Origin of the sequence: Erwinia plantamica (assembly GCF_043420595.1) — a bacterium.
In the GTDB taxonomy this organism is placed as follows: Bacteria; Pseudomonadota; Gammaproteobacteria; order Enterobacterales; family Enterobacteriaceae; genus Erwinia; species Erwinia aeris.
Map to the genome: position 1 here is coordinate 74,165 of NZ_JBGCUC010000005.1, position 21,873 is coordinate 96,037.

Below are 21,873 nucleotides of genomic sequence, written 5' to 3' on the forward strand. Positions count from 1 at the left end.
ACGCTCCGCTTTTAAGTTAAAGCTCGTCGAGGATCGCCAGCGCGTCGGCCAGCTTTTTCACGCCGTACACCTTCATGTTCTCCGGCGTTTTCTTCGGCACGTTGGCAATGGGCACAATGGCGCGACGGAAGCCGTGCTTGGCCGCTTCGGAAATACGCTCCTGGCCGCTCGGCACCGGACGGATTTCTCCGGCCAGCCCGACCTCGCCAAACACCACCAGATCCTGCGGCAAAGGGCGATCGCGCAGGCTGGAGACCATCGACAGCATTAACGCTAAGTCGGCGCTGGTTTCCGTGACCTTCACGCCGCCGACCACGTTGACGAAAACGTCCTGATCGGCCATTTGCAGACCGCCGTGACGATGCAGCACCGCCAGCAGGATCGCCAGACGGTTCTGCTCCAGGCCGACCGCCACGCGTCGTGGATTCCCCAGCATCGAGTGATCCACCAGCGCCTGGATCTCAACCAGCAGCGGCCGCGTGCCTTCCCACAGCACCATTACCGAACTGCCGGAGGTGACCTCGTCGCCGCGGCTGAGGAAGATGGCGGAAGGATTGCTGACTTCCCGCAGCCCCTGTTCGGTCATGGCGAACACGCCCAGCTCGTTCACCGCGCCGAAGCGGTTTTTATGGCTGCGCAGGGTGCGAAAACGCGAATCCGCATCGCCATCCAGCAGCACCGAGCAGTCGATGCAGTGTTCCAGAACCTTTGGCCCCGCCAGCGAGCCGTCTTTCGTAACGTGGCCGACCATCACGATCGCCACGCCGCGTGTTTTCGCAAAGCGGGTCAGGTAGGCGGCGGTTTCCCTGACCTGCGCCACGCTGCCGGGCGAGGACTGGATATCCGCCATATGCATCACCTGAATGGAGTCGATCACCATCAGCTTCGGCTCTTCCTGCTCGGCGATCTGGCAGATCTGCTCAATGCTGGTTTCCGAAAGCATATTCAGATTGGCGGTCGGCAAACCCAGCCGGTGCGCGCGCATCGCCACCTGCTGCAGCGACTCCTCGCCGGTGACGTAGAGCGTTTTCATGTTCTCGGAAAGCTTGCAGAGCGTTTGCAGCAGCAGCGTACTTTTCCCCGCGCCGGGGCTGCCGCCGATCAGGATGGCGCTGCCCGGCACCACGCCGCCGCCCAGCACGCGGTCGAACTCCTTAAAGCCGGTGCTGAAGCGCGGCAGCGCCTCCAGGCTGATGTCCGACAGTTTTTGCACGCGGCTTGGGCCGGCGCTGCCCGCATAGCCGGTCAGACGTTCGTTACGCGCCACCGTTGGCGACGCCGCCAGGCGCACCTCGGTGATGGTGTTCCAGGCCTGGCAGGCGCTGCATTGCCCCTGCCAGCGTGGATAATCTGCGCCGCATTCATTACAAACAAAGGCGCGCTTTACCGCTTTGGCCAAATCTACCCCTTAGCGTTCTTCATGGATCAGGCTGCCGGTCAGGATGCAGAGCACGCCTAACAGGTCAGCATGACGGATGGTAACTTCTGTTTTTTCGTTAACTTTCGGCTTGGCGTGATAGGCAATGCCCAGCGCGGACGCCTGGATCATCAGCAGATCGTTGGCGCCGTCGCCAATTGCCACGGTTTGTTCCGGCGCGATCTCAAAGCGCTTCGCCAGCTTTCGCAGCGTCTCGGCTTTGTATTTCGCATCGACGATATCGCCCAGCACTTCGCCGGTCAGCTTGCCGTCGCGGATTTCCAGCTGGTTCGCCACAATCGCGGAAAGGCGCAGCTTATCGCGCAGGTATTCCGCAAAATAGGTAAAGCCGCCGGAAGCGATCGCCACCTGCCAGCCCAGCGCCTGGAGCTTGTGCACCAGCGAACTGAGACCCGGCATCAGCGGCATTTCCGCCCTGACCTGTGCCAGAATATTGGCGTCGGCGCCTTTAAGTGTAGCCACGCGCTGGCGCAGGCTGGCGGTAAAATCGAGTTCGCCGCGCATCGCGCGTTCGGTCACTTCCGCCACCAGCTCGCCGCTGCCCGCCAGTTTGGCGATCTCGTCGATACATTCAATCTGGATAGCGGTGGAATCCATATCCATTACCAGCAGACCCGGCGTTTTCAGGTGCGGAATACGGCCCAGCGGCGCCACGTCCAGCCCGGCTTCGTGCGCCAGTTTGGCCGCGCGCGGCGTCAGCGAGCCCGCCAGCCGGATAACCTGATAGTCCTCCACCGCCCAGGCGCTGACGATAACCATCGCCGCCCCCAGCCTGTGCTGTAGCGCCGTCAGGCGATCTTTATTCAGGCCGCGCCCATACAGAAGCCAGCCGGTGCGGCCAGCGCGATAATCCAGCGGCATCACTTCATCGCCGCTGAGGGAAAGAGGTAAACCCGGCCAGAGAGAGACATCCGAAGGCAGGTCGCACCAGGTCAGACTATTTGGCATTACAGCTCCTGTAGGGGACAGTTTAATCACGCAAGAGGCTACCCTGTCTCGCCCGCTTCTGGCAACATAAATGCGGTTCCGTTTCCGGACAATAGGTGAAGGGCAAAAATGGCAAAAGCCAAACTAACATTTCGGCTGCACCGCACGGTAATCGTCCTGATCTGCCTGGCGCTGCTGGTCGTGCTGATGCAGGGCGCATCATGGTTCAGCATGGGCCATCAGATGGCCCGCTCGGAGCAGGTGGAGGAGCTGGCGCGCACGCTGACTCGCCAGGTCGCCTTTAGCCTGTCGCCGCTGATGGAAAACAGCGATGACAACCATCAGAAGATTATCGATGTTCTCGCACAGCTGACCAAAGAGAGCCGCATTCTGGACGCATCAGTCTATGACGACAGCGGCACGCTGCTGGCGCGCAGCGGCGAAACCATTAACGTGCGCGACCGGCTGGCGCTGGACGGACAACGGGCCGGCAGCTACTTCAACCATCAGCTGGTGGAGCCGCTGGCCAGCGCTGACGGGCCGCGCGGTTTTCTGCGCGTCACGCTGGATACCCACGTGCTGGTGACGGATTCGCGGCAGGTCGATAACACCACCAATATCCTGCGCCTGATGATGCTGCTGGCGCTGGCTATCGGCATTATCCTTACCCGTACGCTGCTGCGGGATCGCCGCACGCGCTGGCAGCAGTCGCCCTTTCTGCTTACCGCTAACCGTCCGGTAAAAGAAGATAACGGCGACGACGCGCCTGCGGATAAAAGCTAGCGGTCGCTTTTTTCCGGGCGGCCTTCACCTCTTACGCCATTCGCTCAATCTGCGGCGGCAGCGCGTTCAGCGTCTGCTGCATAGCCGCCGCAATCCGGCAAAACTCATTACTCCATTCAGCGCCTGCGGCAATCATCTGCCAGTAGCGCTGCGCCATTGCTAATGCCCGAAACCACACCTCGCGCGGCACGGCGGGATCGAGGGCAATCTGCGGCGGCATCAAGCGGGCCGTGCAGCAAAAGTGACGTTATTGCAGACATAATGACCCACCATGAATAGATTCATGAATAGATACTTATCACTTAATTGTCTGAGGATAAAGGACAATAGCAAAAAACGAGCGGGAAAGATGAATAGATACTTTTACGGGAAAACCGGTCGATTCTCCGACCGGTTTTAGCCAACGGCCGCTGAGGGCAGCGGCCACTTAAATCAGGCTTTGTCGCCCAGCAGAACGGATTCCAGCGCGATCTCAACCATGTCGTTAAACGTGGTCTGACGCTCGGCCGCCGAGGTCTGCTCATGGGTGCGGATATGGTCGGAAACGGTACAGATAGCCAGCGCTTTCGCGCCGAACTCCGCCGCCACGCCATAGATGCCCGCTGCTTCCATTTCCACGCCCAGGATGCCGTACTTTTCCATCACGTCGAACATCTGCGGATCCGGCGTATAGAACAGATCGGCGGAGAAGATGTTGCCGACGCGTGCTTCCACGCCCAGGTTTTTCGCCGCGTCTACCGCGTCGCGCACCATATCGAAATCGGCGATGGCCGCGAAATCGTGATCCTTGAAGCGCATGCGGTTCACTTTGGAATCGGTGCTGGCACCCATACCGATCACGATATCGCGCAGCTTCACGTCTTCACGAACCGCGCCGCAGGAGCCTACGCGAATAATCTTCTTCACGCCGAATTCGGTGATCAGCTCTTTGGCGTAGATTGAGCAGGAAGGAATGCCCATGCCGTGGCCCATCACGGAGATTTTGCGGCCCTTGTAAGTGCCGGTATAGCCCAGCATCCCACGCACGTTATTGACTTCCACGGCATCCTGCAAAAAGGTTTCCGCAATGTGCTTTGCGCGCAGCGGATCGCCCGGCATCAGCACCACGTCAGCGAAATCACCCATTTCTGCGTTAATATGAGGGGTAGCCATCTTTTATCCTTATTTACTTTTTGCCGGCTTGCACCGGCGTGTTACGTTGCGCTGATTACAGCATGCTTTTGCCATATTCCATTGCGGACAGGCCAAAATACGTTGCGACAGTCTGACCGATATCCGCAAAAGTGTCACGGTATCCCAGCGAGCCTGGCTTAACGTTCGGGCCGTAAATCAAAATTGGGATGTGCTCGCGGGTATGTTCCGTGCCCTGCCAGGTTGGATCGCAGCCGTGGTCGGCGGTGAGGATCAAAATATCGCCCTCTTGTACCAGCGCCATCAGCTCCGGCAGACGACGGTCAAACAGCTCCAGGCCGCCCGCGTAGCCAGCCACGTCGCGACGGTGGCCCCAGGTGGAGTCGAAATCCACAAAGTTGGTAAAGACGATGCTGTTGTCCGGCGCCGTTTTCATCTCCTGCACGGTCGCGTCAAACAGCGCGTCCAGCCCGGTCGCCTTCACTTTTTTGGTGATGCCGACGTGCGCATAGATATCGGCGATTTTGCCCACGGAGACCACTTCGCCGCCTTTTTCCTCCACCAGCTTTTTCAGGATGGTGGGCGAAGGCGGTTCAACGGCCAGATCGTGACGGTTGCCGGTACGTTCGAAATGCCCCGCTTTGTCGCCCACAAACGGACGTGCGATCACGCGGCCAATGTTATAGCCGCCTTCGGTCAGCGCTTCGCGGGCGATTTCACAGAGATCGTACAGGCGCTGTAAGCCAAAGGTTTCTTCATGACAGGCGATCTGGAACACCGAGTCGGCAGAGGTATAGAAAATCGGCTTGCCGGTTTTCATATGCTCTTCGCCCAGCTGGTCAAGGATCACCGTGCCGGAAGAGTGGCAGTTGCCCAGATAGCCAGGCAGGCCCGCTTTTTCTACCAGCTCGTCCAGCAGCGCCTGCGGGAAGCTGTTCTCTTTTTCCGTGAAGTAGCCCCAGTCAAACAGCACCGGCACGCCGGCGATTTCCCAGTGGCCGGAAGGCGTATCTTTGCCCGACGACAGCTCGCTGGCATAGGCGTAGGCGCCGATAATTTCAGCGTCTTTATCCAGCCCCAATGGGAACTTACCGGTAGAGGCCTCCGCCGCTTTGCCTAAGCCCAGCGCGGTAAGATTGGGCAGATGCAGCGGCCCTTTGCGGCCGATATTCGCTTCGCCTTTAAAGCAGGCTTCGGCAATATGCCCCAGCGTATCGGAACCTTCATCGCCAAACTTATGAGCGTCTTTGCTTGACCCAATGCCGAAAGAGTCGAGCACCATAATAAATGCACGTTTCATCGTGGTCTCCTGCGTTGTTAACGCGATGAGCTAAATTTTATCGATCGGAACAGTATGCCGTTTATTGCGTCACTCTGCGATAAATAACTGGCGTCGGCTGCGGTGATTTTTCTGCCAGGGTTATCGCCTGTTTCACTGCGGCGGCGGCCTCCTGCCAGCTCGCTTCGCTGGCAGCGTGGATCACCGCCAGCGGCCGCTGGCCGTCCACGCTGTCGCCCAGCTGCGCCATCTCGCTCAGCCCTACGCTGTAGTCGATACTGTCGCTGGCGCGACGACGACCGCCGCCCATCGCCACTACGGCCAGCCCCAGCGCACGGGTATCCATTGCGCTGACGATGCCGGGCCGGTCGGCGTACACCGCTTTGCTGAGCATCGGCGCGGGCAGGTAGCTGTCCAGCCTGTCGATAAAGTCGGTTGGGCCTTTTTGCGCGGCCACCATGCGCGCAAACACTTCCGCCGCGCGGCCGTTATCCAGCACCGCCTGAAGCTTACGCATGGCTTCATCGCGATCGGCCGCCAGCCCGCCTGACAGCAGCATTTCGGCGCTGAGCGCCATCGTCACTTCCAGCAGGCGCGGATTGCGGTATTCGCCGGTCAGGAAGCGCACCGCCTCGCGCACTTCCAGCGCGTTGCCCGCGCTGGAGGCCAGTACCTGATTCATATCGGTCAGCAGCGCGGTAGTTTTGCAGCCTGCACCGTTGGCCACGCCGACAATCGCCTGTGCCAGGCTTTCAGACTGCTCAAAAGTCGGCATAAAAGCGCCTGAACCGACTTTAACGTCCATCACCAGCGCATCCAGCCCTTCGGCGAGCTTTTTCGCCAGGATCGAGGCGGTGATCAGCGGAATGGAATCAACGGTCGCCGTGATATCGCGCGTGGCGTAGAAGCGCTTGTCGGCCGGCGCCAGCGAGTTGGTCTGGCCGATAATCGCCACGCCAACCTCTTTGATAATATTACGGAAGGTGTGATCTTCCGGGAAGATATCGAAGCCGGGGATCGCCTCCAGCTTATCCAGCGTGCCGCCGGTGTGACCAAGGCCGCGCCCGGAGATCATCGGCACATAGCCGCCGCAGGCCGCCACCATCGGGCCAAGCATCAGCGAGGTGACATCGCCCACGCCGCCGGTTGAGTGCTTATCCACTACCGGCCCGTTCAGCCCCAGGCTCTGCCAGTTCAGCACCGAGCCGGAATCGCGCATTGCCATCGTCAGCGCCACGCGCTCCGGCAGCGTCATATCATGGAACCAGATGGTCATCGCCAGCGCGGCAATTTGTCCTTCCGATACCGCATTATCGCGTACACCGTTAATAAAGAAGCGAATTTCTTCCTCGCTCAGCGCCTGACCATCTCTTTTTTTACGAATAATTTCCTGTGGCAGAAACACGTTACCCCCTGGTGAGGTTTGATGGCCCGGCCGTCGCGTCCGGGCTGGGTTGACGGGCGCCCGCTTATTTCGGCAGGCGGGCTGACCCGTTTATGAAGGTGGATTAGTAAGCGGAATCGCTTTTTACGCCAGCATGACCGGCCGCGTTCAGCAGGCTGGCCAGCAGGCTGGAGGCGCCAAAGCGGAAATGCCGCGCGTCGGCCCACTCTTCGCCCAGGATATCGTCCGCCAGCTTCAGATAGATAGCCGCGTCTTCAGCGGTTTTCACGCCGCCCGCCGGCTTAAAGCCAACCTGGTGCTTTACGCCTTTTTCGGCGATAACCCGCAGCATGATTTCCGCCACTTCCGGCGTGGCGTTAACCGCGACTTTGCCGGTAGAGGTTTTAATAAAGTCTGCACCGGCATCGATAGCGATTTCAGACGCTTTACGGATCAGCTCTTCTGTTTTCAGCTCGCCGGTTTCGATAATGACCTTCAGCAGCACGCCCGCGTCGGTGCAGGCTTCTTTGCAGGCGTAAACCATGTCGTAGCCGGCCTCTTCGTTACCGGCAATCAGCGCGCGGTAAGGGAAAACTACGTCCACTTCATCAGCGCCGTAGGCGATAGCGGCATGCGTTTCCGCCAGTGCGATTTCGATGTCGTCGTTGCCGTGCGGGAAGTTAGTCACGGTAGCGATACGAATATCCGGCGTGCCCTGCTCGCGCAGCGTTTTACGCGCAATCGGAATAAAACGGGGATAGATGCAGATGGCCGCCGTCTCGCCAACAGGCGTTTTGGCCTGATGACACAGCGCAACCACTTTGGCGTCCGTATCGTCGTCGTTCAGGGTGGTCAGATCCATCAGCTTCAGCGCGCGAACGGCGGCGGTGGTTAAATCAGTCATGGTTTTCTCCGAAAAGGCGGTTGGCGTGGGCGCAGCACAGGGACAATGTTAGGATAGTAACATTCGTTCCGGGCTTCGTCTGTGATAGCTTTCACATTGAGGCCGCTGCTGTAAGGATAATTATAGCGCACCCCAGCACGGGATAACACCATCATCCTGAAGCCCGGCACGTGAGCCGCTCCACGAGATATCATAAAATGTTATGATAGTAACATTACAGCAGCCGAAAACGGTGAGGGATGCAGTACCGGCTATTTCTTTATAGTATCGTTCAGGTATGCCAGCCCGCAGGCGCAGCGGCTTTATTCTCTGTAGAAGCAGGCAGCTTCAGATCCGAAACAGTCGGCGGGTATTTTCGCGAAGGGTGTCGGCAATCTCCTGCGGCGATTCATCGCGGATCTCGCACAGGCTCTGCCAGACGTGCTTGATTCTTTCGGGACGGTTTGGCTGGCCCTGAAAACCCTGCACCGGCATATCGGGCGAATCGGTTTCTAACAGCAGCGAGGTCAGCGGCAAACGTGCAATAGCGTTGCGGGTTTTGCTGGCCCGCTCGTAGGTGATAGTGCCGCCGACGCCAATGGCAAAGCCTTCGCGGATAAAGGCTAACGCCTGCTGCTCGCTACCGGCAAAGCCGTGCACCACGCCGCGCGCGGGCAAATCGAGCTTGCGCAGCTGCATCGCCAGCTTGTCGTGCGTGCGCCTTGAATGCAGGATCACCGGCAAATCATAGCGTCTTGCCAGCCGCAGCTGCGCCTCCAGCACCGCCTGCTGCTTGTCGAACTGCGGGTTTTCAATATAAAGATCCAGCCCGATCTCGCCGATCGCTATCAGCTTCGACGAACCCTGCCGTAGATGGTCTTCCAGCTGTTGCAGATGCGCTTCCTGATGGCCGGCAATCGCCATCGGATGCGTACCCAGCGCCGCGTATAAAGGCGCATACTTTTCCGCCAACGCCAGCACCCCGGCAAAACGATCCGCCGAAACGCCCACCGCAATGATCTTTTCCACCCCGGCTTCCGCCGCCAGCCGCAGGCTTTCCGCCTCGTTGCCGCAGAAGGGCGGAAAATCAAAGTGACAGTGCGTATCGACAAAAGTCATGCCAGCGATCCTTCAGGAAAATCATCATCATTGCTCGCCGGTGGTACGATCGCCGGTTCATTGGCGGGCGGCACGTCCGGCACCACTGGCGCAGTAGCCTGTGCTTCACCCTGCAACCACTGCCCTATTGTAGCCAAAAAATAACGGCCGCAGCGACGGCCCAGGTGATAGTCCTGATTGAGCGAGGCGATGCGGCTGCCCAGCGCCATGCTTGCCAGCGCGCGCGGCGGGAAGATTTCAATGATATTCAGATCGCCAGGCGGCTCGTTAATGAACTGCTGGGTCTGGCGGTAGCTCTCTTCATGCAGGTGCATGATATTAACCAGCGGCTGTAGCGCGCCTTTGTCCAGCCAGCGCTCGACGCGCTTCAGCCACTGCGGCGTATAGGTCATCTGCGACGGCACGGTTCGGATGACGACTATGGTGTCGGCACCGCGCCGCGCCGCTTCGCGTACCGGCACCGCATCGCTGATTCCGCCGTCCAGGTAGCTGATGCCTTCCAGATCGACGCCGGGTCGATACATGCCGGGAATGGCGCTGGAGGCTTTGATGATGTTCAGCCAGTTCGCTGCGGTGGGGGCAAAGTAGCCGGGCGAATAGTCGTCGCTGCGGCAGGCGCACATGTAAAACTCGCGCCCCCGGGAAAACGCCTCTTCGCCCGCCGTCATCGCCAGCGGAAACTCTTTGGCGGTAATATCCACCAGCCAGTCCAGATCGATCAGATGGCCGCCGCGCACAAAGCGCAGCGGATCGAAGAAAAGTTTGCTGGTGGTATAGCGCGTGATCACCCGCCGGGCATAGCCAGGCTGACCGCAGATAAATGCAGAGAGGTTCTGCGCGCCTGCGGAAGTACCAATCATCAGGTCAAAAGGATTAAAACCAACCCGCTGAAACTCGTCCAGTACGCCTGCGGTAAAAATCCCGCGCTGTCCGCCGCCTTCACAGACCAGAGCGAGCTTGCCCGGATGAAAAGGTGCCAGCGCCAACGGCGTAATATTGCCGAGCGTAATCGGAATGCGTCTGCCCACCTTTCTCCCTCCCTCTGATAGCTAATGCGGTGAGGATACGCTCACGTAGTGGCGGCGGTTTGGCGCTTATTGCTATGAGTGTTAATGCGGGGAGTGAAAAGCGTGACGAAGTGTAGCGAGAAATGAACGCGGGGCAAAAAGGTAATGAAATGCAGCGTGAAATGAACGCAGGTAAAAAGTGACGAAATGCAGCGTGACATGAACGTGGAAAAAAATGCAGCGTGACATGAACGTGGGAAAAAAATGCAGCGAGAAGTAAACGGGGAAAAGAGAGGAAGTGCAGACGGGCGAGACGTTTCTTCCCACGGCAGCGCTGACGCTGCCGTGGAGAGCGTTAAAGCTATAACTTCTTGCGGCCGGTAAACAGGCTGATCAGGAAGATAATGATACCGACAACGAAGACAATTTTCGCTGCCCATGCTGCCGTACCTGCCAGACCACCGAAACCTAATGCAGCGGCGATCAGTGCGATAACCAGAAAGATAATACCCCAACGAAACATAAGCTTCTCCTTACCCTATATTAAAATCGAACATCATCTGTTATTGATTTCTGCCTGACGACGGCGCCGTCACGGGCTGGCCGTAATAGCCAGCCCGCGCCGGTATTACGATTTCACCGCCAGATCGTTTTTCACGCTCTTGACGCCTTCAATCGCTTTGGCAATGCCTTCAGCACGATCTGACTGTGCCTGGGTTTTTACCGAACCGGAAAGCTGAACCACACCGTTGGTGGTTTCAACTTTCACGTTGCGGGACGGTACGATGTCATCCGCTAACAGTTTAGCTTTAATTTCGCTGGTTGTTGCTGCATCACCGGCATAGCCGCTGACGCTGCTTTTTGCGCTGTCTTTAACGTGTAGTTTATCGCTGACGGATTTTACGCCCTCAATTTTTTTCGCTTCGGAAACGGCCAGTTCAGCCTGATCCTGAGAAGCGACAAAACCACTCAGCGTCACGACGCCTTCATGAGTTTTGACTGAGATATCCGTACTTTTAATAGCGTCGTTATCAACCAGGGCAGCTTTCACCTTGGCGGTCACGCCGCTGTCATCCATGTATCCACCGACTTTTTTCATAGAGCTATCGATTTTAGAACCCGCGCTGTCGGTCGTGGACTGTACTTTTGGCGTAGTGGTGTCTTCTGCCATCGCAGCGCCACTAACCAGTGCAGAACCTACCAGAGCAGCCATCAGAGTTTTAGCAATCTTAGTCTTGTTCATCGATCTCTTCCTTCTTAGGTTGATGCACCCACAACTGTGAGCTTTCAGTCACAAACGGCGTGACTGCAGTAGTCAGGCTTTGTAGCAACCGCGCCACATATTTTGCGTCCTGTTGAAATAAATATAGACGCTGATCTGAATTCTGCTGCCCTTTGTGGTTGATATGGCGGATAAATGGGCAAAAGCGGATTTTTTTAAGATGAGTCTGTAAGGTGGGATCTGAACAACAGCGGGCAAAAAAAAGCGGCGCCGAAGCGCCGCCTGTCAGGGTAACCGTATGTAGGCTGCCTGTTAGTGTTCGCGCGTTTTGCGGAACACCACGTCAGGATAGCGTTCCTGGGTAATATTCAGGTTGACCATGGTCGGCGCGATATAAGTCAGGTTATCGCCGCCGTCCAGCGCCAGGTTTACCTCGTTTTTACGCTGGAACTCGTCGAACTTCTTCGCATCGCTGCATTCCACCCAGCGGGCGGTAGAGACGTTGACCGACTCATAGATCGCTTCGACGTTGTATTCGCTTTTCAGTCGCGCCACCACCACGTCAAACTGCAGCACGCCGACCGCGCCTACAATCAGATCGTTATTGTGCACGGGACGGAACACCTGTACCGCGCCCTCTTCCGACAGCTGCACCAGCCCTTTCAGCAGCTGCTTTTGCTTGAGCGGGTCGCGCAGGCGAATACGACGGAACAGTTCCGGCGCGAAGTTCGGAATACCGGTGAACTTCATGTTCTCGCCCTGGGTAAAGGTATCGCCGATCTGAATGGTGCCGTGGTTATGCAGGCCGATGATATCGCCCGGATACGCCTCTTCAACATGCGAGCGATCGCCCGCCATAAAGGTGAGCGCGTCGGCAATCACCACGTCTTTGCCCAGACGAACCTGACGCAGCTTCATGCCCTTTTCATACTTGCCGGAAACCACGCGCAGGAAGGCCACGCGGTCACGGTGTTTCGGATCCATATTCGCCTGGATCTTAAACACGAAGCCGGTGAATTTCTCGTCTGCGGCGGTAACGGTACGGGTATCGGTGGCGCGCGGCATAGGCGACGGCGCCCACTCCACCAGGCCATCCAGCATATGATCCACGCCGAAGTTGCCCAGCGCGGTACCAAAGAACACCGGCGTCAGCTGGCCGTTCAGGAACGCTTCTTTCTCAAACTCGTGCGACGCGCCCTGGACCAGCTCCAGCTCTTCGCGCAGCTGTGCCGCCAGCTCTTCGCCAATGGCGGCGTCCAGCTCCGGGTTATCCAGCCCTTTCACCACACGGACTTCCTGAATGGTGTGGCCTTTACCGGACTGATAAAGATAGGTTTCGTTTTTATAGAGGTGATAAACGCCCTTGAACAGCTTGCCGCAGCCGATTGGCCAGGTGATCGGCGCGCAGGCAATCTTCAGCTCGCTTTCCACCTCGTCCAGCACTTCCATCGGATCGCGGATATCACGGTCCAGCTTGTTCATAAAGGTCAGGATCGGCGTATCGCGCAGGCGGGTGACTTCCATCAGCTTGCGGGTACGATCCTCAACGCCTTTAGCGGCATCGATAACCATCAGGCAGCAGTCGACCGCCGTCAGCGTGCGGTAGGTATCTTCCGAGAAGTCTTCGTGTCCCGGCGTATCCAGCAGGTTGACCAGGCTGTCGCGATAGGGAAACTGCATCACGGAGGTGGTGATCGAAATACCACGCTGCTTTTCCATCTCCATCCAGTCGGATTTCGCGTGCTGGCTGGAGCCGCGTCCCTTTACCGTACCGGCGGTCTGGATCGCCTGTCCGAACAGCAGCACCTTTTCGGTGATGGTGGTTTTACCGGCATCCGGGTGCGAGATAATGGCAAAAGTGCGGCGACGAGCCACCTCTTGCATAAAAGGTGCATTTGACATGAAAAAACTCTGTTTGGTGCTGTGCCGCCGCTGCGCGGTTTGCGCAGGAAGACACAGGCGATTAATCATCAATGGCCGGCATTTTCGCCGATTCGGACGCTATACACAATCCACAACGGCGAATGCCTGGCGTAAATGGAAGAAAGGCCGCAAAGCGCGGCGTAAAAGTGCGCCCGTCAGCGGAAGCCAGCGGCGCTAAAGGACGAAGTCTCTTTTTACGTCTAGCGGCGATGGCGGCTTACCAGACAATTTTCTCACTCTCCTGATCGGTCCGTACCTTTTATTCTTTTTCAGAGTACGATGTTAACTCGTGCTGGTTAGCACAAGGCAAGCAGGCCTTTTCCCTTGCCGCCTCTACCGCCCTACGGCATTCACAACCTGTCAGATGGTCGTTCACCAGGCCCAGCGCCTGCATTAGCGAATAGGCGGTTACCGGCCCGACCCATGTCCAGCCGCGCTTTTTTAACGCTTTTGACATCTTTGTCGCTTCCGGCGACGTTTTGGTTTGCTGCCAGTACGCCAGATCGATAATTTCCGGTCGGGCATCAGGCCCGGGCGCAAACTGCCAGAACCACTCCGCCAACGATCCCGCCTCGTTAAGCAGCTCAATAGCCCGCTGCGCGTTGTTAATAGTGGAAAGAATTTTCGCCCGATTGCGCACAATGCTTTTATCCGCCATCAGCCGGGCGACGTCGTCTTTCGTGAACGTCGCCACCTGATGAAAATCGAAGTCGGCAAAGGCCCGACGAAAATTTTCCCGTTTGTTATAGATGAGCTGCCACGACATCCCCGAGTGAAAGCCTTCAAGGCAGACTTTTTCAAAAAGACGACGATCGTCCACAACCGGCCTGCCCCATTCATTATCGTGATAGTCCGGCATTGACGGTTGCCAGTAACAGCACACGCGACCATCCTCGGACAGCGTCAGCCCCGCCTGTTTTAATGCGGCTTTGTCGTGCTTCATTCTCTCTCCTTACGGAAGTATCTGAATTACCGTAGCGATCGCTCTTTCCAGATAAACGTCTGCGCGGTAGCGGTGCTATATCTGACATCAGCTGTAACAACCGCTTTTGGTGCAGTGCGGCAATCGACGCTATTTTTAGACCATTAACAGCGAGAAGTCAGTCCCGCTACGCCATCCAACCGTGAAAAGGGAAAATTTTATGAGCAGCAACGATTATCAGCCGGCTAAAGTCTGGTCGGAGAACAAAAATGCAGGCGGCACCTGGGGCAGCATTAACCGCCCGACCGCCGGTTCGCGCCACGAAGCTATTCTGCCAATCGGCAAACACCCTTTGCAGCTCTATTCTATGGGTACGCCTAACGGCCAGAAGGTTACTATCCTGCTGGAAGAGCTGCTGGCGCTGAACGTTAACGATGCCGAATACGATGCGCATCTGATCCGCATTGGCGACAGCGATCAGTTCTCTTCCGGCTTTGTAGAAGTGAACCCGAACTCTAAAATCCCGGCGCTGCTGAATGTCTCTACCACGCCACCGACCCGCGTGTTTGAATCCGGCGCCATCCTGCTTTATCTGGCAGAGAAATATGGCCACTTTTTACCAAAAGATCCGGCAGGCCGTACCGAAACGCTGAACTGGCTGTTCTGGCTACAGGGCTCTGCACCTTACCTGGGCGGTGGCTTTGGTCATTTTTATAACTACGCGCCGGTAAAAATCGAATACGCCATCGACCGCTTTACCATGGAAGCCAAACGTCAGCTCGATCTGCTGGATCGCCAGCTGGCGGAGAACCGCTATATTGCGGGTGAAAATTACACCATCGCTGATATCGCCATCTGGCCATGGTATGGCGCGCTGGTTCGGGGCGATCTGTACAACGCAGCCGAGTTCCTGGATGTAGGATCGTATAAGAACCTGCAACGCTGGGCCGATGAAATTGCACAGCGCCCTGCCGTTCAGCGTGGCCGCATCGTCAACCGCACCTGGGGCGAGCCAGCCGAACAGCTGCACGAGCGCCACGATGCCTCTGATTTTGAATTGCGTACCGAAGACAAGCTGGCGAAGTAACAGGCCAGGCCCGTAGCGCGCAGATTATTACAGCGCTACGGGTCGCTTTGCAGCCAATGACCAGTCAGCGCGTTATTTTAATATGCAAGCATCTTTTCGTGGCTATAATTTAGCAGTTGGCAACCTGAAAAATATTTTTACTAATTTATCTTATCAGGAACGCTACGCTATAAGGTATACGGCGCAAATACACTTAAATATTAACCTGCTACAAATAATAAAAAAATACAAGAAATAATAAGGATAAACCATCTATAACGGAGCAGTCACTTAGCAATCAGCCCTGTAATTACCCCTTAACCACCCTTTAATTACCCTTCAATTACCCTTTAATTACCCTTTAATTACCCTTTAATTACACCTTTAATTACCCTTTAATTACCCTTTAATTACCCCTTAAATCCCCCGGCTTTATTCAATTATTAAAATTCGGCAATCCTAATGACACTGCACGGGTTTTATCAGGGGCTTAATATAGGGCCGGCGCTGCTGAGACGCTATCAGCAAATCATATCCAGCCTGCATCGCTAACCACATAACGGGGCTGGTTCCCAACGCGACCTCCAGCCTCAGCGCCATATCGGCGTTAATACCTGACCGCCCGCTTAGCAGGCTGGAAAGCGTCTCGCAGGTGATATCCAGCGCGGCGGCGGCTTCAGAAACCGTTATCTCGCCCAGATATTCCCGCAGGATAATCCCCGGATGAACGGCTGTGATTACTTTCATATTGTTCCCTCAATGCTTGCTATTCCTGAGGGCTATATTACTGCCGCTGAATTAAATAAAAATAGTTGATGCTCTTTCTTGCGAGACGGCTCGCAAATTAAATAAGCAGGCGCCGATAGATAGTGGCTGCGCCTGAACAGTAGAAGCGGGAGGTTGCTCGGGTCAGGCGGCAGGCGCTGTTGGCTCAGATGAGCTAATTCGCAAACCCATAATTGTTGGCAGCCGCCATTGTGCGTTGTATCGTAAATATATTTTTCTGCACACTTATAATGACATCTTTAATATGAACAAATGTCTGTTTATAATGCTTATGCATTAGTACAAGCTGAATGTCATGAGTTATACCGTCACCTTCACGAACACTACAGCCTTCCCCCCAACGGATCTACAAATGTTATAGGATCCGTTACATAGGCATAAGTATTAATCCCGCCAGCCAAACCTATTGGGTCGGGCTGGGTAAATCGTCCGCTGACCGGGTCATAATATCGGAAAAGACTGTAGTACAGCCCGCTTTCACGATCCAGGTACTGTCCCTGGAATCTGAGGTTCTGCTGTACCGCCTGGAAGCCGGTCAAGAGCGGCGCTGGAGAACATTATGGGTAATCGGCTGGCAGAGGAGGAATTTGCGCCAGATCGGAGGCAGTCTGAAAGTAGTGGGAGACCGTTTGATGTCGATCCTCCAACAGCCACGAGTTCTTGGTTAATAACACTCAAGTCATTAATTTTATCGACATTGATATAGAAAACCCTATGGCCATGCCTTAGTTCAGCTATTGAGCAGTTAATATAATATTCATTGTCTTTTGCGCTTTAGCGATATGCCACAATTAAAAATATGGCATATCTGAATTTTCCTTAATAATCACTTTATGTCAATTGGATTAAATATAACAAAAATATTTTTATCTTTATTTAAGTTACAAGGTAAACATCCGTGCCTTAAGATTTTGTAAATTTCCTCCAACATAGATCCTTCCTGCTCTCCATAAATATATCGCTGAGTAGCCACCATATTCAACATATAAATAGCCTCATCACTTACATCATTCAAAAAATTATCATAGGTTTCATTTCCAGCAAGCCCATTTTTTTTTCTGAGCAAATATGCTTTCCTTTTTCTTATATTTTCTTTGATTGTATCTTTTTTCAATAACTTTGATGCTTCTAATATATCTTTCTGTGCTGGTTTGTAATTTTTATCAAGAACAATATCCGATATTAAATCAGAAAAAAAGTCGCCCCAGTAGACATAAGGATCAGGCAACTCTTGCTCAAAGAGCATTTTCTTAGCCTCTTCAGGATCACTAATTAAATCAAATTGACTCAGCGGCTCTCTCGTTCCTGCTAAAAATTTTGCATCATTGATAAATAAAATTGGTTCCATATAAAAATCTTTCTGATTCATCATATTATCACCCTAATATATCTGTCCACAAACTATATACTCGCTGCCTGCCAATCTGCGTTATATCTCGGCCAAAGATGTCAGCATTATACATATCCTTGGATCTTATTGGAACACCACTCATCATTCCGCGGCTGGCTTTGTTCTGGATTATGGTGACTTGCCTGGATACCTCATCAACTGATTGATTTAAATCAACCCTATCCAATGCATCCCTAACTGCATCAGTATAACCATGATGGTTACCTTGATGTCTTGACATTGCACTTGTTACATCATCAGCCTTCCGCAAGAATATTCCATTGGATGCACTATCAATATAATAATTAATTTTTTGGAGTGCCTGATGGTTGGCTAATTCCTTTGGTATAATATGATGTGCCTGATATCCTTTCCATTTTCTTGAACGCGATAGCCCCATAGATTCCATCATATTTTTGCCTAGGGTAGTGGAGCATCCGTTTAAACCCAGCGGATCAACCCAAACCAGCGGATCGCCCACATACCCATAAGTATTAATCCCACCCGCCAGCCCTATCGGGTCAACCTGGGTAAACCGCCCACCCACCGGATCGTAATAGCGGAATAAATTGTAATGAAGGCCCGTCTCCCTGTCCAGGTACTGCCCCTGAAACCGGAGGTTCTGCTGTACCGCCTGGAAGCCGGTGACGCTTTCGCGCTCCGTTTCGCCCCAGGTGGAGAAACGGCCGCGCCATACCACCTCGCCGTGTTCGTCGGTCATCCGTTCCGGCAGGCCGTTCAGTTCGGTGTGATACCAGAAAATGTCCGACTGTTCGCCGATGCTGTCTACGCGCGCCAGCGGTTCCCAGCTGTTTTCGCCGTAGATGTACTGCGTGTTGCGCGCAGGCTGAAGGCTGCTGCTTTCGCCCACCATCCGCATGCCGCTCCACAGAAACGAAATAACTTCCTTTTCCCTTCCGTGGCGATGCAGAATTTTTTGCGTACGGCGACCCAGCGCGTCGTAGCGATATTCCGCACGGCTGAACTCCCTGTGCCCGTCGAAACGTACTTCGCTGACGCGGTGCTCGTCGTCATAGCTGAAGTGCTGCTCCACGGCATCGGCAGACGATTTCCGCCACGTCATGCGACCAAAGCCGTCGTAGCGCCAGCGCGCACCCTTCAGCCTGAGCAGCAGGTTGCGCCAGACGGTTTCGCCCGGGCTGTCGGTCTGGTTTCCGGCAGCGTCCCAGCTGAAATGCTCTTCCTTATAGGTGCGGACTTCACGCGTGACCTGCCCCGTTGCATCATAGCCAAAGCGCTGCTGCTGGTTTGCCCACTCGTTCTGCCGCGTTGCGCTGTCCGACACCAGCTGCTGCATCACCTGATCCAGACGATCCCAGCGATAGCGGCGCTCCAGCACCACGCCTGAACGATCGATAAAGCCGCTGCGGCGCATCACGATCCGCCCGACAGGATCGTAGCGCGTCTCCTGATGCAGCGCGCCCTGGGTGCGATCGATCTCACGATGCAGCTTATCGCGCTGATAGCCCGCGATTTCGCTCTGCTTACCGTGCATTTTCAGGTTCATCTGCAGCAGATGACCGGTGCCGTAGCGCAGGCAGTTCAGCTCGCGCCCGTCCGGCAGCGTGCTGCCGGTCAGGTTGCCCAGCGCGTCATACTGATGCGTGAACAGCCCGCCGCTGTTCTCTTCGCTGAGCAGGTTGCCCAGCGCGTCGCTGGTTAAGGTCAGTACTTCGGCTTCTGCCTCACGGCCTTCAGCTCGTGCCTTCTCCCATTCCGTCAGCGCTATCTTTCTGACTTCCACGCAGTCCGGGCCGTAGTGATATTCGGTACGGTGCTGCTGCGTAGTTTTCACCGTCAGGCGACTGACTTCATCATATTCAAACTGCGTGCGGTGAGGCGGCAGGTTTTCGCCTTCAACAGACAACGGATGCTGTACGACTTCCGTAACCTGGCCCAGCTCGTCATAACCATAGCTTTTGCGACGCCCCGCGTAGTCAATCTGCGCCAGCAGGCGCTGGCTGTTGTCATACTCGAACTGCCAGCGATCGCCGTTTGGATTGATTAACGCCGTCATCCGTCCAAAGCGATCGTACTGATAGCGGGTAATATGCCCTGCTGGATCGGTCTGGCTGACGATCTGCCCGCGCACGTTACGGGCCACGTGCCGCTCTGAAAAGCTGTCGACGTTCTCGCCAACCAGCATGCCGGCGCGATCGTATTCATATTCCGTTTCACGTCCGTCAGGACGCGTCAGGCACTGCAGACGACCCGCAGCGCTCCAGCGATAACGCGTAGTGTTGCCTTCCGCGTCCGTGCTGCTCAGCAACCTTCCCGCATCATCATACAGACGATAACTTTGGTTGCCGGAGCAGTCCTCGTCGCGCCGGAGCTGCCCGCGCTCGTTCCACCAGAAGCGATGCATGTTGTCCAGCGCGTCGGTGCGCGTGATTAAATCGCCCTGCTCGTTCCAGGTAAAACGGCTGGTACCGCCGAGCGGATCGGTTACGGCTACAACATCTCCGGCGTCGTTGTACTCGTATTGCCACACGGCACCGTCGGGCTGCACCTCTTTTAACGGAAACGCATAGGATGGATGCCAGAGGGTCGTAGTGGTCTGACCCAGCGGATCGCGCACCATCGACAGATTGGCGCGTTCATCGTAGTCATAGGTCCAGACCCGATCGCCCGGCGCAAGGGTAGCCATTAGCAGGTCGCCCTGCTCCGCCCAGCGGTATCGCCAGTGCGCGCCATAGCTGTCGATATAGTCGGTAATACGACAAAGCTCGTCCCAGCGATGCTGCGTGGTGCCGCCAGAAAAACAGGTCACGTTTGCGCTGCGATCTTCTTCGTCTGCATCGATCAGCCAGCGCTCCAGGCAATGCTGATGTTCGTCCAGCACCTGATACTCATATACGCGCCAGTAACGTGGATCGCGGGCTGGCTGCCACTGGTAGGCCACGGTCAGGCCGGTGGCGTAACTGTGCGAGGCCATCAGATCGCTGGCGCGATCCCAGCTGAAGCGGCGGGTTTCAACCCCATCAGCATCCTGCACCGCAATCAGCTGTCCCTGCGGGTTATAGCGATAATTCACCAGAGGACATAATTCCCCGGCGACCACCTGATGCAGCGCCGTCAGTCGGCCATATTGCGGTTCATAGCTCAGCCGCACGTCCAGCGCTTCGTTATCGCCAGCAATGGCGGTCAGCTGTCCGGCTTCGTTCCAGCTAAAATGCTGGCAGTTTTCATGACGGTCATAAATGCGGCCGATTCGCCATTCACCCTCACGCTGCGGATCCGGCTCGTAAAGATGAAACTCGCCTTGGGCGGTCTGCATGACGATAACGCCCTGCAGCGAGCAGAACAGCGTAAAGCCCTCTTCATCAAAACGCACCACGTCGCCTGGCGCAATCTCGCCCAGTCCCAGCTCCTGACCCGTTATGTCGCGCCAGGCAAACTGGAAAGTCCCGTCCGGATGACGAAAGCGGAGCAGACGCGTTTCAAACGGCAGCATCCAGCCCGTGCCCAGCAGACCGGTCGTCAGGTTGCGGCTGTGATAGATGCGTTGCCAGTAAAGCGGGATACGATCCTCCAGCACAAAATCCAGATCGTCCTGACCGGCAAGGATCTTGGCCCCGGTAGCATAGTTAACCGGGTGAAAACTCTGCATCGCCACGGAGGAGATGGCGCCTGCGGCAACCGTTCCTCCGGCTTCAGAAACGATCGTACAGGTGATTTGCCGCAGCGCGCGCCGGGCGGCGATGCGGGTAAAAAGCTGTTCCAGCAGTTTTGCCCCTTCTTTACCGATACCGCCGCTCAGCAGGCCGCCGATAAAATAGGCCAGCATGTTTTTGCCGCTGCGAATATCGCGCACCACCACGCTGTCCCCGCCGATACGCACGCGCGGGTTATCGCTGACCTGAACAGTAGCTTCACAGGTGCTGCGATGCCCGTTGCGCACTGCAGGATGGCCGTTGATCATCACCTTTTTCGAGCCTTCCGCCAGAAAATTGGCATTCTCGGCCAGATGCCCTTTGGTACAGGCGACGGTATCTTTATTGGCTGGCGTGGCATAAGGACTGGCACTGGCAACGGTCGGCTGAATCAAATCATCCCAAAGATTGCTAAACCAGTTGCCTACCGATTCAGCGTTAAGATGGCTGACCTTATCCAGCGCGGCGCTCACGGCATCGCCCGGATGACGGATAGTGGAAGCGATCCCGCCCGCCACAGCCATGGCAATATCTTTCAGCCCCGGCGCTTCTTCGCTGCCGACAGACGGCGAAGCCAGCCAGGCACGGCTTACGGTTCCTGCCGCGCGTGCAGCCGGTTTGCCCATGATCTTAACGTTATCAGAACCGCTGGTTATAACCGCATCCGGCGGCCCGCGCATGCCCAGCGTATCCAGCAGGCCGTCAACGGCGTCGCTGGCTTTGTTGCCCAATTTTTCAGGATAGCCGGATGCCATCGCACCCAGCATGGCTGCCGCGCCAACCGCGACGCCGGCTACCGGGTTGACGGCAAACAGCAGGCCAGCGCCGGCTAAAATGCCGGTATAGATAGCTCCTTCAACTAATCCGCTGACAAGATCCGCCAGTGCGGAGCTGTGCACTAAAGGATCGTCTAAACGGGCTGCGATCGAATCGGACATC

General features: G+C 55.9%; 18 protein-coding genes and 1 pseudogene. 2 read left to right on the forward strand and 17 right to left on the reverse strand.

What is annotated here, in order from left to right:
* Positions 1 to 16 precede the first annotated feature (16 nt).
* Together radA and serB are read right to left on the reverse strand one after the other, a co-directional pair.
* Positions 17 to 1,399 carry a DNA repair protein RadA gene (gene radA / locus AB3U87_RS06335; RefSeq protein WP_369895258.1) on the reverse strand — a complete coding sequence of 461 codons (1,383 nt, stop codon included), beginning with the start codon at positions 1,397 to 1,399 and terminating at the stop codon, positions 17 to 19.
* Positions 1,400 to 1,408: 9 nt separating this feature from the next.
* A complete protein-coding gene (serB, locus tag AB3U87_RS06340) occupies positions 1,409 to 2,386 on the reverse strand; it encodes a phosphoserine phosphatase (RefSeq protein WP_125290483.1) in 978 nt (325 codons plus the stop codon).
* A 108-nt stretch (positions 2,387 to 2,494) separates the two neighbouring features.
* On the opposite strand from serB, the gene AB3U87_RS06345 reads away from it, so the two are divergent.
* Entirely contained in the window at positions 2,495 to 3,148 is a 654-nt protein-coding gene (locus tag AB3U87_RS06345) for a YtjB family periplasmic protein (protein ID WP_253455437.1), read from the forward strand.
* 31 nt (positions 3,149 to 3,179) lie between these two features.
* On the opposite strand, the gene AB3U87_RS06350 is transcribed toward AB3U87_RS06345, so the two are convergent.
* The 11 genes from AB3U87_RS06350 to AB3U87_RS06400 form a co-directional block, all read right to left on the reverse strand.
* The gene (locus AB3U87_RS06350) at positions 3,180 to 3,368 is read right to left on the reverse strand and encodes a hypothetical protein (RefSeq protein WP_253455439.1); all 189 of its coding nucleotides are present in this window, start codon (positions 3,366 to 3,368) and stop codon (positions 3,180 to 3,182) included.
* Positions 3,369 to 3,580: 212 nt separating this feature from the next.
* Entirely contained in the window at positions 3,581 to 4,300 is a 720-nt protein-coding gene (gene deoD, locus AB3U87_RS06355; RefSeq protein ID WP_125290481.1) for a purine-nucleoside phosphorylase, read from the reverse strand.
* Positions 4,301 to 4,355: 55 nt separating this feature from the next.
* Positions 4,356 to 5,579, reverse strand: coding sequence for a phosphopentomutase (gene deoB, locus AB3U87_RS06360; protein ID WP_301252413.1), 1,224 nt, complete (start codon positions 5,577 to 5,579; stop codon positions 4,356 to 4,358).
* 61 nt (positions 5,580 to 5,640) lie between these two features.
* Positions 5,641 to 6,963, reverse strand: coding sequence for a thymidine phosphorylase (gene deoA, locus AB3U87_RS06365; protein ID WP_253455443.1), 1,323 nt, complete (start codon positions 6,961 to 6,963; stop codon positions 5,641 to 5,643).
* Positions 6,964 to 7,066: 103 nt separating this feature from the next.
* Complete coding sequence (deoC, locus tag AB3U87_RS06370) at positions 7,067 to 7,846, reverse strand: deoxyribose-phosphate aldolase (protein WP_394148710.1); 780 nt, start codon at positions 7,844 to 7,846, stop codon at positions 7,067 to 7,069.
* Between the two features lie 327 nt (positions 7,847 to 8,173).
* Complete coding sequence (locus AB3U87_RS06375; protein WP_369895248.1) at positions 8,174 to 8,944, reverse strand: TatD family hydrolase; 771 nt, start codon at positions 8,942 to 8,944, stop codon at positions 8,174 to 8,176.
* The gene (locus AB3U87_RS06380) at positions 8,941 to 9,972 is read right to left on the reverse strand and encodes a patatin-like phospholipase family protein (RefSeq protein WP_253455449.1); all 1,032 of its coding nucleotides are present in this window, start codon (positions 9,970 to 9,972) and stop codon (positions 8,941 to 8,943) included. Before AB3U87_RS06380 ends, AB3U87_RS06375 begins: the two co-directional genes overlap by 4 nt.
* Positions 9,973 to 10,312: 340 nt before the next feature.
* Positions 10,313 to 10,474: a DUF1328 domain-containing protein gene (locus AB3U87_RS06385; protein ID WP_071995405.1), complete on the reverse strand. Its 162-nt coding sequence runs from the start codon at positions 10,472 to 10,474 to the stop codon at positions 10,313 to 10,315.
* A gap of 105 nt (positions 10,475 to 10,579) precedes the next feature.
* Entirely contained in the window at positions 10,580 to 11,194 is a 615-nt protein-coding gene (gene osmY / locus AB3U87_RS06390; protein WP_125290474.1) for a molecular chaperone OsmY, read from the reverse strand.
* Between the two features lie 291 nt (positions 11,195 to 11,485).
* Positions 11,486 to 13,075 carry a peptide chain release factor 3 gene (gene prfC / locus AB3U87_RS06395; protein ID WP_253455451.1) on the reverse strand — a complete coding sequence of 530 codons (1,590 nt, stop codon included), beginning with the start codon at positions 13,073 to 13,075 and terminating at the stop codon, positions 11,486 to 11,488.
* Between the two features lie 280 nt (positions 13,076 to 13,355).
* Complete coding sequence (locus AB3U87_RS06400; protein ID WP_253455454.1) at positions 13,356 to 14,039, reverse strand: DNA-3-methyladenine glycosylase I; 684 nt, start codon at positions 14,037 to 14,039, stop codon at positions 13,356 to 13,358.
* A gap of 199 nt (positions 14,040 to 14,238) precedes the next feature.
* Between AB3U87_RS06400 and yghU the strand changes: the two genes are divergently transcribed.
* The gene (gene yghU / locus AB3U87_RS06405; protein WP_394148711.1) at positions 14,239 to 15,105 is read left to right on the forward strand and encodes a glutathione-dependent disulfide-bond oxidoreductase; all 867 of its coding nucleotides are present in this window, start codon (positions 14,239 to 14,241) and stop codon (positions 15,103 to 15,105) included.
* 438 nt (positions 15,106 to 15,543) lie between these two features.
* On the opposite strand, the gene AB3U87_RS06410 is transcribed toward yghU, so the two are convergent.
* The 4 genes and pseudogenes from AB3U87_RS06410 to AB3U87_RS06425 all read right to left on the reverse strand — a co-directional run bounded on the left by AB3U87_RS06410 (position 15,544) and on the right by AB3U87_RS06425 (position 21,872).
* On the reverse strand, positions 15,544 to 15,831 hold the full coding sequence (locus AB3U87_RS06410) for a HigA family addiction module antitoxin (protein ID WP_253455458.1): 288 nt from the start codon (positions 15,829 to 15,831) through the stop codon (positions 15,544 to 15,546).
* A gap of 374 nt (positions 15,832 to 16,205) precedes the next feature.
* Positions 16,206 to 16,391, reverse strand: a pseudogene (locus AB3U87_RS06415) (RHS repeat-associated core domain-containing protein); the annotation flags it as partial.
* A 305-nt stretch (positions 16,392 to 16,696) separates the two neighbouring features.
* Positions 16,697 to 17,242 (reverse strand): hypothetical protein, encoded by a 546-nt coding sequence (locus AB3U87_RS06420; protein ID WP_253455462.1) that lies wholly within the window; start codon positions 17,240 to 17,242, stop codon positions 16,697 to 16,699.
* 4 nt (positions 17,243 to 17,246) lie between these two features.
* Entirely contained in the window at positions 17,247 to 21,872 is a 4,626-nt protein-coding gene (locus tag AB3U87_RS06425; protein WP_394148712.1) for an RHS repeat-associated core domain-containing protein, read from the reverse strand.
* Position 21,873 lies beyond the last annotated feature (1 nt).